Raw genomic sequence first — 11390 nt, 5'->3', positions numbered from 1 at the left:
CCGCGCGCGCAGAATGCGCGGATAATAATTCTGTAAGAACTCAATCCGAATTACCAGTCCGGCACCTCGTCGCGCGCGTGCGTTGACGTTAGCGGCCACCCCTTCCGGGCGGCTCGGATCGACGTGCGGCGCTGATGCGTTCGGCTTCCGCTTCGCGCCAGGCCTCGATGCGCGCGTGGTCGCCGCTGCGCAGCACTTCGGGCACCGGGAGACCCCGGTATTCGGCGGGACGGGTGTAGGAGGGCGCGCTCAGCCGGCGGCCGTCGTAGAACGAGTCCGAAGCCGCCGAGTCGTGGTCCCCAAGCACCCCCGGCAGCAGCCGGACGATGGCGTCCGCGACCACCAGCGCCGCGGCCTCGCCCCCCGACAGCACGAAGTCGCCGATCGAGATCTCCTCGTCGGCGAGGTGGTCGGCGACGCGCTGGTCGACGTCCTTGTAGTGCCCGCAGAGCAGGGTCAGGGACGGTTCCAGGGAGAGCCGCACGGCGTCGCGGTGGGTGAAGAGCCGGCCGCGGGGGGAAAGCAGGATCACCCGGCCCGCCCGGTCGAGAGACTCCACCGCCTCGAAGAACGGCTCCGGCTTCATCACCATCCCGCCGCCGCCCCCGTAGGGCGCGTCGTCCACGGTGCGATGTCGGTCGCGGGTGAAGTCGCGCAGATCGACGACCTGGTACTGCACGGCCCCCGCAAGGGCGGCTCGCCCGGGGATGCTGGTGGCCAGCGGAACCTCGAAGAACTCCGGGAAGATCGTCACGAAGGTCAGCCGCATGGGCGTGCCGGGCTGCGCGCCCGAACCGGCATCCGACGTCACCGCCCGCACCTCCTCAGAGGTCCAGCAAGCCGTCCGGCAGGTCCATGACCAGCCGCTTCCCCTCGCGGTCCAGCCGGCGCACCATGTCGCGCGCGAAGGGAATCAGCGCGGTGCCGGACTCGCGCGCCACCTGGAGCAGATGCACCGGGCTCAGCTCGTAGACCTCGACGACCTCTCCGACCGCCTCCCCGTCGCCGGATTCCACGCGCATGCCCAGCAGGTCGTGGTAATAGACCTCCCCTTCCTCGAGCGGGGGCACGTCGGCAAGCGGCCGGAGCACGTAGCGGCCCGCAAGCCACTCGGCCTGGTCCCGGGAATCGATGCCTTCCAGCCGGATCAGAAAGCCGCGCTTGAAGGGGCGGACCCCCCGCACGCGGACCTCGGCGAACGCGGGATCCGGCTTCTCCCCGGCTTCGTCGGCCAGATGCAACCCCGCTCCGGCGGCGAACGCCTCGCCCGGATCGGCCGTCAGCGGCCAGAGAAAGAGTTCGCCCTTGGTGCCGTGCGCCTTGTTGAGGTGCCCGACGACGAGGTGCGAAGGATGGGCGGAGTCCATTCGGGACCCCGGTACTACCCGGATTCGCCGTTTTCGCCAGCTTCGGCCGCGGCCTGGGCTTCCGCTCGAGCCGCGGCCTGGGCTGCCGCCGCCTCGGCTCTCGCCTCCGCCTCCAGCTTCGCCTGCGCGTCCGCTTCCGCCTGGCGCCGCGCGGCCAACTGCTCCGAGCGCCGGGCCTTCTCGGCGGCCGTATCCGCCTCGCCCACGGCCACGCTGGCGTCCCCGCCCTTGCGCGCCTTGTTCAGCAGCGACCTCACGGTGGCCGACGGCTGCGCTCCCCGGCCCAGCCAGTAGTCGGCGCGCTCCAGGTCTACGACCACGCGGGCAGGCGTGGAAAGTGGCTTGTAGTAGCCGATGGTCTCGACGAAGCGCCCGTCACGCGGCGAGTCGCCGTCCGCCACCACCACGCGGTAGTGGGGAGCCTTCTTCCGGCCCATTCTGCGAAGTCGAATTCGTACCGACATGTGTCTCCTCGGGTTCTTGCCTGCCCGCCTCTCCCGGGCGGTCAGCGCATCTGGTTCAGCGGGGGCGCCATGCCCCGCATCTGCTTCATCAACTTCTGCATTTCCTTGAACTGCTTCAACAGGCGGTTGACTTCCGACACCGGCCGGCCGCTCCCCCGGGCGATGCGGATGCGGCGGGAGCGGTCGAGGAGGCGCGGCTCGCTCCGCTCCGCGGGCGTCATCGAGAGGATGATGGCCTCCACATGCCTGATCTTCTTCGGGTCGACGTTGCCCACCGGCAGTTTGCGCCTCATCCCGGGGATCATCTTCATGACCTGCTCCAGCGGGCCCATCGCCTGCACCTGGCGAAGCGCCACCAGGAAGTCCTCCAGGGTGAAGCGTCCCTTGCGCAGCACGTTCTCCTCGATCTGCGCCTGGGCCTCGGCGTCGATGGAGCGCTGGGCCCGCTCCACCAGCCCCACCACGTCGCCCATCTGGAGGATGCGCCCCGCCAGCCGGCGGGGATCGACCCGCTCCAGGTCGTCCAGTCCCTCGCCCACGCCCACGAACTTGATGGGCCTGCCGGTGACCCCGCGGATCGAGAGCGCCGCTCCGCCGCGCGCGTCGCCGTCGAGCTTGGTGAGCACCACCCCGGTGAGGCCCAGCGCCCGGTCGAATCCGCGGGCGATGTTCACCGCCTCCTGTCCGGTCATCGCGTCGGCCACCAGCAGCACCTCGGTCGCCGCCAGCTCCGTCCGCAGGCGCCCCAGCTCGGCCATCATGGGCTCGTCGATCTGCAGGCGGCCCGCCGTGTCGACTATTAACGCGTCGCGCCCGCGCGCGCGGGCGTCATCGAGCGCGGCCCGCGCCACCTCCACGGGGTCGTCGCCGCGCGCGCCCGCCAGCACCGGCAGGTCCGCGCGCCCGCACAGGGTGCGCAGCTGCTCCCCCGCCGCCGGGCGGTACACGTCGCACCCGGCGAGCAGCGGACGGCGCCCCTCGCGCGCGATCAGGTGCGCCAGCTTCACGGCCGTGGTGGTCTTTCCCGAGCCCTGCAGGCCGGCCATGAGGATCACCGTGGGCGGCTTTCGCGCCCAGGTCAGGTCGGCCACCTCCTCGCCCAGCAGCCCCGCCAGCTCGTCGTGCACGATCTTGACGACCTGCTGTCCAGGCGAGATCGAGCGGATGACCCCCTCGCCCACCGCCCGCTTCTCCACCCGCTTCAGGAAGTCCCGGGTGACCTTGAAGTTGACGTCCGCCTCGAGCAGGGCGCGGCGCACCTCCCGCAGCCCCTTGCGGATCATGGGCTCGGTGAGGATGCCCCGCTGGCGAAAGCGCCCCAGGGCCCTGTCGAGCCTCTTTCCCAGGCGGTCGAACATCGATCAGACGTGAATGATCTGCTCGCGCCGGGATCCGACCGAGACGATCTCGATGGGGACTCCGGTCAGCTCCTGCAGGCGGTCGAGGTAGCTGCGCGCTTCAGGCGGAAGGTCGGCGATGTGACGGGCCTCCGTGGTCGGCAAGCGCCACCCCGGGTGCCGCTCCAGCACGGGCTCCACCCGGGACAGCGACCACGTATCGGCGGGAAACTCCGTGGTGAGATCGCCGTCGACGCGGTAGCCGGTGGCGATCCGGATCTCGTCCAGGGAGTCGAGTACGTCCAGCTTGGTCACCGCCAGGCCGGTGAGCCCGTTCACCCGGGCCGCGTAGCGCGCCTGCACCGCGTCGAACCAGCCGCAGCGGCGCGGCCGGCCGGTGGTCGCGCCGAACTCCCCGCCCAGTTCACGCACACGCTCGCCCATCTCCTCGTCGAACTCGGTCGGCAGGGGGCCGTTGCCCACCCGCGTCGTGTACGCCTTGACCACGCCCAGCACCGCGCTGATGGCGGTCGGGCCGATCCCCAGCCCGGTGGCGGCCGCGGCCGCGGTGGTGTTGGAGGACGTCACGAAGGGATAGGTGCCGTGGTCGAGGTCGAGCGCCGTCCCCTGCGCCCCCTCCATCAGGACCGAACGCCCGGCGGTGAGCGCTTCCACGATCTCGCGGCCGGTGTCGGTGGCCAGCGGCAGGGTGCGGCCCGCCAGTGCGAGCGCCGCCCATACCCGGGCCTCGAGCTCCGTGGCCGTGAACTCCCCGACCTGCAGCTCCTCCACGGCATCCCCCATGGCCCGCTCCACCAGACGCTCCAGGCGCGAGGCATTGCCCAGGTCGGTGACGCGGACCCCGCGCCGCCCGGACTTGGACACGTAGGCCGGCCCGATTCCCTGTCCGGTGGTGCCGATCTTCTCGCGGGCGCGTACTTCCGCGGCGTGGTCGAGCGCGCGGTGGTAGGGCAGCAGCAGGTGGGCGCGCTGGCTGATCCCGATCCGCCCCTCCAGCTCGATGTCGCGCTCCACCAGGGCATCGTACTCCGCGAAAAACTTCGGCAGATCGAGGACCACGCCATTGCCGAGCAGACAGCGCTTGCCGGGGTGGAGGATGCCGGAGGGAATCTGGTGCAGGATGAACTCGTCGCCGTGCACATGGACGGTGTGACCGGCGTTGGCGCCCCCCTGGTAGCGGGCGACAATATCAGCCGACTCCGCCAGCACGTCGACGATCTTGCCCTTGCCCTCGTCGCCCCATTGGCAACCCACCACGACCGTGCAGCGGCCTCGGGCGGCGTTCGTCGACAAGATCAGGCTCCCGGCGGGTGCGGTGTGAGGCGGTTCGAGCCCGTCCTCATGCGGAGGCGGAACCGGAAAGCGCGCGCTCCGGCCGGAGCAGCCCGGCCCGGCGCAGAACGGCCTCCGTCGCCCCGACCTTGCCGGCCGGGAGCGGCCTGAGCGGCGGGCGGGGCGCTCCGCCATGCCCTCCCAGCAGATCCAGCCCGGCCTTCACCCCCGGCACCCCGAATCCCGCCACCAACTTCTTGTGGACCGGCGCGACCCGCTCCTGGAGACGGCCCGCCTCGCTGGTGCGCCCTTCCGCGAAGCGCTGGAAGATCCCGGCGCTCTCGGCGGGAGCCAGGTTGGCGACTCCCAGAATCCCGCCCGCCGCGCCCAGCTCCAGGGCGGCATACAGCCCTGCGCCGTTGCCGACGATCACCGCGAAGTCGCGCCCGGTGCAGTCCAGCAGTTCGGCGACCTTCTCCAGGCTTCCCCGTGAATCCTTGATCCCGACGATGTTGGGATGCCGGGAGAGTTCGGCCACCAGCCCGGAGGGGAAGTCGAGGGTGCTGAAGCGCAGCGGCGCCTGGTAGATGAGAACCGGCACCGGGGAAGCGTCGGCCACCGCGGTGTAGTGGTCGCGCACGGCCTCCGGCGTCATCGCGCCCAGGTAATACGCGGGGGGCTGCACCAGCACGGCGTCGGCGCCGGCGTCGGCGGCCTCCCGGCCGAGCCTGATGGTGCCGCGTGTGGACTCCACCCCCGTCCCGGCGATCAGCAGGCGGTCGTCGCTCATGACGCCGGCCGCCGCCTCGATGAGGCGCCTGCGCTCACCGCGGCTGAGCAGCACCGCCTCTCCGGTGGATCCGGCGATGACGATTCCGTGCACCGGATGCGCCAGCCAGCTCCGCAGGTTGGCGCGCATCGCGACAACGTCCACGTCTCCGGTCACGGGGTCGAAGGGCGTAACCGCGGGGATGAAGACTCCGGCCAGGTTCATGACTCCGTTTCCTCCGTCAATGCTCGGGCGGTGCGCTTCCAGTCGAGCCCCATGCGCGACCGCACCTCCGCCATGGTTTCCCGGGCGATGGCCCCGGCCCTCCGCGCTCCATCGTCGAGAATCCGCCGCACCTCCTCGGGGTGCGCGCGATAGTGCGCGGCGACTTCCCGCATGGGGGCGAAGGCCTCGTCGATCTCTTCGGCCAGCATGCCCTTGCACTGGACGCAGCCGCGCTGCGCCGTGCGGCACTGGTGGGCGATGTCGTCGAGGCGCTCGTCGTCCGCGAAATGTTCGTGCAGCGAATAGACGTTGCAGACCTCGGGGCGGCCGGGGTCGGTCTTGCGGATGCGCGCCGGGTCGGTCACCGCCGTGCGCACGCGCCTGCGGATCTCGTCGGGTTCGTCGAGGATGCCGACCGTGTTGCCGAGCGACTTGCTCATCTTGGAGCGGCCGTCCAGCCCCACGATGCGGCCCGCGCGCGGTATGTAGGCCTGGGGCTCCGGCAGGTAGTCGCCGAAGCGGGCGTTCCACTTGCGCGCGATGTCCCGGGTCAGCTCGAGGTGCTGGCGCTGGTCCTCCCCCACGGGCACCACGTCGGCGCGGTAGATGAGGATGTCCGCGGCCTGCAGCACGGGGTAGTTGAGGAGGCCGACCGGCACCGACTCCATGCGCTCGGACTTCTCCTTGAACTGGATCATGCGCTCCAGGTCGCCGATGGGCGCCACCGAGTTGAAGAGCCAGCTCAGCTCGGTGTGCTCGGGGACGTCGGACTGCACGAAGATGATGGAGCGCTCGGGATCGAGCCCCGAGGCCAGAAAGCTGATCGCGAGATCGAAGACCGCCCCGGGAAGCGCCGCGGCATCGTAGCGCCCCGTGATGGCGTGCTGGTCCACGATGCAGTAGATGCAGTCGTAGTCGTCCTGCATGGCGGCCCATTGGCGCAGCGCACCCAGGTAGTTGCCGAGGTGGGCTTCGCCGCTGGGCTGCATTCCGCTGAAGACGCGCGATCCCGGCGGGGGCCGGGTGCTGGCGTGGGTCATGCGCGGGTTCTTCTCGGGTTACGGGCGCCGACGGGACCGGGATCGGCGGATGGGCTCATGCCCGCCTGCCCGGGAACGGAGAAACGTCGCCACCAAAGTAGCATCCCCGGGGATGCCATCAAACCTGGGTCCGGCATGAGAATCGGACCCGGCGGGAACCGGGTCCGATGGGGTCCTGCGTTGTGCGGCGCCGCGGCAGGGGCGGGCCTCGGGTCGCGACTCGTCAGGCGCGCGCCTTCACCTCGATCCTGCGGGCGCGAGTCTCGGGCGCCTTCGGGACGCTGACCTTCAGCACCCCCTCGCCGAAGTCGGCGTTGATGCCCTCGATGTCCACCTTGCGCGGCAGGGTGAAGGAGCGGCTGAAGCTCCCCGTGATCCGCTCGGAGATGTGCATGTGGCGCTCGGTGTCCTCCTCCTCGCGCTCCTCATGCTTCTCGCCCCGGATCGTGAGCACGTTCTCCTCGACCTGGATCTCGACGTCGTCGGACGAGACGCCCGGGAGTTCCGCGGTCACGAGGATCGAGTCCGCAGTCTCCGCGACGTCGACCGGGGGCACCCAGTCCGTGTTGATGAAGGCCCCGAAGGGAAAGGCCGGGCCACTCGGAAGAGCGGCGTTGAAGGCCCGCAGCACCTGCGAGGGCGAAAGCGAACGATACCTGGCGATGGTCGTCATGTGTGTTCTCCATTGGATTCTTGTGACTGAAATCCGCGTCGTCAGGCTTCCTGATGCCTGAGCTTGTCATGCGCGTTCGGCCCCGGCAGTGGCAGGGAGCGTGCCAGCCCCGAGTCTGCCATTTTGTCAGGTGGCGGATGCGCGGGATGGGGCGGGGTTGCGATCCGGGGGACGAAAGGCAAAAGTCTGCCAAAATGGCATGGGGTCGCGAATCCACATCTTATGCGACCAATGAACTTACGGAAATCGTTGGCCCGATTCCCGCTATTCTGTTCCCGCTGATTGCGCTAGGAGGCCATGCGCCCGCGCTCCGCGAGGGCTTTCCTGAGCTTGTCCTCGTCGGCCCGCTGATAACACTGAAGCACCGTCTGGGCCGTCTTCCAGCCGCCCAGCTCGCAGAGCACCTTGAGGGGCTGGTCCATGAGGTCGCTAGCGAACTTGCGCCTCAGCGAATGCCAGCCGCGCCCCCGCTTCGGTTCCAGCCCGGCGAGCGCCTCGGCCTTCCTCCACCACTTGGCGACCAGGCATCGGTGCATGCACTTCGTGGGGTTCTTCGGCGCGGGCAGCAGCGGAGCGTTTCCGATCCCCGGGTTCCGCCTCCGCGCCTCGTCGAGGACGGCGAGCGCCTCGTCGGTCAACGGGGTCCGGTGCTCGTAGCCCGTCTTCTCATGTTCGCCGCGCCACCGAATGACCCCGGTTCCGAGGCCGATGTCCGACCACCTGAGTTGGCGGATCGCGCCGATGCGGTGCCCCGTCTCGTGCGCCAGGACCAGCGCGACGCGGAAGCGCCAGTCCATCTCCCGCGACGCCTCCAACAGGGCTTCGTACTCAGCGGCGGCGAGCAGCACCCGAGTCGGGTTCTTCTCCCTGGGCGGCTTGAGGCCCCTCAGGGGATTGGCTTCGAGGAGGAGCCTTCCCTCCTCGTCCCTCGACCGCCCGGCCCAGTTGAGGACCGCGAGCAGGAACCTCAGGTCCCGCTCGACCGTCCGGTCGGACACGGGCTCGCCGCTCGGACCGACCTTCCCCGCGCGCCGCAACCGGATGAACCGGTCCCAGTCGCGCTGCGAGAGCGTTCCCGGCTTCCGGTCCCTGCCGAAGCACGCGAGGAACATCGCCATGGCGGCCCTGTCGTGCAGCCGGGTGTGCCTGCCCTTCGCGGGCGTCACCTCCTCACCGTAGATGTCAAACAGCTTTTCCAGCGTGAGCGGCTCGGACTCCGCTTCGGCCTTGCCGTTCGGCGCGTCGATGAACCCGGCGGCGAACTGATCTGCCTGCCTCTTCGCGCGCCGCCAGTCGCGGTGTTTCAGCGACCGGGTGAGCCTGCGCCCGTTCTCGCGCCACTCGATCTGGAAGATGCCGGTCTTGGGATCGGGGAACACCCTTACCCGGTTCCGGCCCCATTCGCCGGCGCCGTAGCTCCGGCGGCTTCGTTTCGTGCGTGCCATCGTTCGATTCCTCCTCGAAGACGGACTGCACGATCTGCGCGAACGAAACTTCGCCGGGAAGAGGCGTCTTGACCAGTGCCGGCACCCCTTTGACAGGGATGCTACTTACCAGGGTAGACGGCCACCGGGAGGACAATTCCGTGCCCCGGCGTCGCCCTTGGTGGGTTGCCCGTTCGCTCGGGAAAGCAAAGGATAAGGCCCGCCATGACCACCAACACCCCAGACTTCAGCAAGCTCGGGGCCACTTACCAACGGTTCGCCATCAGCGTGGCTCCAAAGCGCCGCGAAGCGGATCGCCCTTCGCGCTGGAGCCTGAGATAACGACGCAGTGAACTCAACGCCTCACTGTCGGGGAGGTTCACAGGCGCCCCGTCTGGATCCGGTACCGCACGACCCGTTCCACTCCCAGCTCGTCCGCCGTCACTGCCCACACACGGTCGCCGTCGAATACCGGGGCCGGGAAGCTGGAAAACTCGTCCGGTGTCACAACGACGCCCAGATAGGTCCCGTCCGGCTCGAAGACATCGTACCGGGCCTCTTCCTCCCAGATTATCGAAAGCGACCCGGGATCGCCGGGATCGTGATCCACGTTGTCCACCGGTCGTCCCTCGGTCCACAGCCGCACCCAGATGCGCCCGTCCCGGCCGGCCAGCAGCTCCCGGAAGAACGGTTTGTGACTCGGAATCGCCGGACCGTCCCACTCCCAGCCCGGGAGTAACCGGCGTATGCTCCCGACGATGCGTTCGCGCTGGTAGGCCCGCTCCGCGGTCGACGCGGGGACCGGGTCCCGGCTGCGCTCGATCCGGAGTACGCCGTCGTTGCGGGCGAGGTCGATTCGGTAGTCGGAGGAGAGGCCGGTGAGGAAGTGGCCGCTCGGGTGGACGGTCCAGAGAAACCGCGGAGTGAAGGGGACGCCGTAACTCAACGACAGCCCGGGAGCCTCAGCTCTCACGAAGGGCGGTTGGTAGTCGTTCGACGGTTCCGGAAGCGTGTCGAGAGGCGTCCCGTCCAGACCCAGAACGATGATCTGCATGACAAGCGCACGCCCGGGTGTCGGATCGCTGGCGAGTAGTAGAGTCCGGCCGCGGGCATCGGTGTAGAGCGGTGCCCTGGTTTCGGCACTGGCCGAATACCTCCACAGGGCCGTCTCCCCCGGGCCGGGACCGAATACCGTGACGCGCTGGTTCTCGGGGTCGCGCACAGCGAGGCGTCCGCCGGGCAACGCAGCAATCGCCTCGGCGCTGCTGAACTCGCCGGGGCCCTCACCCCGGCGTCCCAGGGTTTCGAGATAGACTCCGAGCGAGTCGAAGACGCGGACATGCTGCTCCAGCCGGTCCAAGACGTATACCGTGCCGTCGTCGTTCACGGCGACCGACCCGATGCGCCCGAAGAGATACTCCTCGGGCCCGTCGAGCATGCCGATCGTGATCTCCGGCACGAGCGTCGCCTCCTCGACCCAGACGCTTCCGGCCAGCGTGCGAACAACCCCGGTATCGCCGATGGTTTCCACGACGGTGTCGAGCATCCGGTCGGAGGAGCGCGCGTCGGGTCCGCAGGCGATGAGGAGAGCGGCGGTTGCCGCTGAAACCAGTCCTCCGATACGCGAGCGCGGGTGAAGTGGCCGATCGCCTGGGGCCTGCTTCGCTTTCCTGGGGGTCGTTCGCATGGCTGCACCTACACGTTGGCTCCTTGGCGTCCCTGTGTGGTTGGACAGTACTTGGCTTGGAACGATGCGCCAACTGCCTCACCGGCGGTCGTGCGGTCTGGAATGCGCTGGCGGAACGGCTGCCTTCACCGCCTCGTCGAGATGAGGGCTTTGCTCCGGTCGGGCCTCCCCGGAGGCATGATCGACAGCTATTCGGTATGGCGTTCGAGTCGCTTCGGCGGAGTCGGGATTTGAACGCCCGTGGACGTGGCCCGTTGCCGATCCAGGAGTGTCCGTGTGACATCGGGGTCGTTGTGCATGAAAACCGCGCTTGGATGTGACACGCCTCCGATGCCGCATGTTGCTGGAGTCGTTGCGTTTGTGACGAATCCGCCGGAGCGGCCGGTGACGGGCGGACGCTTGCGTCCGTTGACGGGAGCGACCCGGGTGTTCGGCACGCCTCACACGCCACGGCGGCGGTTGGGATGTGCAGGCCATCCCCCCCTCGCCTGGGGTCGCTCCCGGTCCAGCAATCCCGCGCGGGAAGGCCAAATCCGACATGCCTGGCCGCACACGCACGGACAACGTCCGCCCCGACCATGGCCCCGGCCTAGGCAGCACCGCGGCTTCGGCTGGCGAGTTGGTGATGCCCCGCCTCGAAGCGGCGCCCGACCCCCTTCCTGGAAGGACTGCTGGTTGGGAGTGACCCCGCAACGGCGGGGAGGATGGGGCTGTCCGGCTTCATCCTCCCCGGTGCCGATTGAGGCATGCCGAAATGGGGGGTCGCTCCCAGCCACGTCCAAGGAGCGCGGATCGGCACCGGCGCTCCGCTGGCCGTGGCGCAACCGCCAGCGTGCCCGCGACATCGACGACCGGGGCCGTGTCCGGCCGAACGGCCATTTCATGTCCGGCGACCCCCAAAGCGAACCGGACACGCAGGACCAGCCACCTCCACCCGCATCCGGCAGTCATTGCAGGGCGGGGTGGGGAAGGACTCGACCCCGGCGGAAGGAACGGACGAAGTCCGTGCCGGAGGCCGGGGGGACCGGCGCCGAAGCGGTGGCAACGCCGCCGACACCGCTCGCCGGTCACTCCGCGGACTCAGCCGCGAAGCCGACGGGCATCGACCGGC

9 protein-coding genes and 1 pseudogene are annotated in these 11390 nt (G+C 69.4%); all 10 read right to left on the bottom strand.

Features of this window, described 5'->3' with window-relative positions:
* Nucleotides 1–88 precede the first annotated feature (88 nt).
* On the bottom strand, nt 89–811 hold the full coding sequence (gene trmD / locus OXU32_02915) for a tRNA (guanosine(37)-N1)-methyltransferase TrmD (GenBank protein MDE0072920.1): 723 nt from the start codon (nt 809–811) through the stop codon (nt 89–91).
* Nucleotides 812–824: 13 nt separating this feature from the next.
* Nucleotides 825–1367 carry a ribosome maturation factor RimM gene (gene rimM / locus OXU32_02910; protein MDE0072919.1) on the bottom strand — a complete coding sequence of 181 codons (543 nt, stop codon included), beginning with the start codon at nt 1365–1367 and terminating at the stop codon, nt 825–827.
* Between the two features lie 245 nt (nt 1368–1612).
* Nucleotides 1613–1831, bottom strand: a pseudogene (gene rpsP / locus OXU32_02905) (30S ribosomal protein S16).
* Between the two features lie 41 nt (nt 1832–1872).
* Entirely contained in the window at nt 1873–3189 is a 1317-nt protein-coding gene (gene ffh / locus OXU32_02900; GenBank protein ID MDE0072918.1) for a signal recognition particle protein, read from the bottom strand.
* Nucleotides 3190–3192: 3 nt separating this feature from the next.
* On the bottom strand, nt 3193–4482 hold the full coding sequence (locus tag OXU32_02895) for an adenylosuccinate synthase (protein MDE0072917.1): 1290 nt from the start codon (nt 4480–4482) through the stop codon (nt 3193–3195).
* Nucleotides 4483–4528: 46 nt separating this feature from the next.
* The gene (locus OXU32_02890; protein ID MDE0072916.1) at nt 4529–5455 is read right to left on the bottom strand and encodes a dihydrodipicolinate synthase family protein; all 927 of its coding nucleotides are present in this window, start codon (nt 5453–5455) and stop codon (nt 4529–4531) included.
* Entirely contained in the window at nt 5452–6495 is a 1044-nt protein-coding gene (gene trpS, locus OXU32_02885) for a tryptophan--tRNA ligase (protein MDE0072915.1), read from the bottom strand. Before trpS ends, OXU32_02890 begins: the two co-directional genes overlap by 4 nt.
* A gap of 223 nt (nt 6496–6718) precedes the next feature.
* On the bottom strand, nt 6719–7168 hold the full coding sequence (locus tag OXU32_02880; GenBank protein MDE0072914.1) for an Hsp20/alpha crystallin family protein: 450 nt from the start codon (nt 7166–7168) through the stop codon (nt 6719–6721).
* 287 nt (nt 7169–7455) lie between these two features.
* The gene (locus OXU32_02875; GenBank protein ID MDE0072913.1) at nt 7456–8613 is read right to left on the bottom strand and encodes a site-specific integrase; all 1158 of its coding nucleotides are present in this window, start codon (nt 8611–8613) and stop codon (nt 7456–7458) included.
* A 358-nt stretch (nt 8614–8971) separates the two neighbouring features.
* Nucleotides 8972–10279, bottom strand: coding sequence for a 6-bladed beta-propeller (locus tag OXU32_02870; GenBank protein ID MDE0072912.1), 1308 nt, complete (start codon nt 10277–10279; stop codon nt 8972–8974).
* Between the last annotated feature and the right edge of the window lie 1111 nt (nt 10280–11390).

It is taken from the genome of Gammaproteobacteria bacterium, assembly GCA_028819075.1.
Lineage (GTDB): Bacteria > Gemmatimonadota > Gemmatimonadetes > Longimicrobiales > Gaopeijiaceae > BD2-11.
This window is presented reverse-complemented; position numbering and strand designations above follow the sequence as displayed.

Bases quoted from the DNA above. Each gene is read 5' to 3' on its own strand.
- ffh (MDE0072918.1), bottom strand. From the start codon at position 3,189: ATGTTCGACCGCCTGGGAAAGAGGCTCGACAGGGCCCTGGGGCGCTTT.
- rimM (MDE0072919.1), bottom strand. From the start codon at position 1,367: ATGGACTCCGCCCATCCTTCGCACCTCGTCGTCGGGCACCTCAACAAG.
- OXU32_02870 (MDE0072912.1), bottom strand. From the start codon at position 10,279: ATGCGAACGACCCCCAGGAAAGCGAAGCAGGCCCCAGGCGATCGGCCA.
- OXU32_02875 (MDE0072913.1), bottom strand. From the start codon at position 8,613: ATGGCACGCACGAAACGAAGCCGCCGGAGCTACGGCGCCGGCGAATGG.
- OXU32_02880 (MDE0072914.1), bottom strand. From the start codon at position 7,168: ATGACGACCATCGCCAGGTATCGTTCGCTTTCGCCCTCGCAGGTGCTG.
- trpS (MDE0072915.1), bottom strand. From the start codon at position 6,495: ATGACCCACGCCAGCACCCGGCCCCCGCCGGGATCGCGCGTCTTCAGC.
- OXU32_02890 (MDE0072916.1), bottom strand. From the start codon at position 5,455: ATGAACCTGGCCGGAGTCTTCATCCCCGCGGTTACGCCCTTCGACCCC.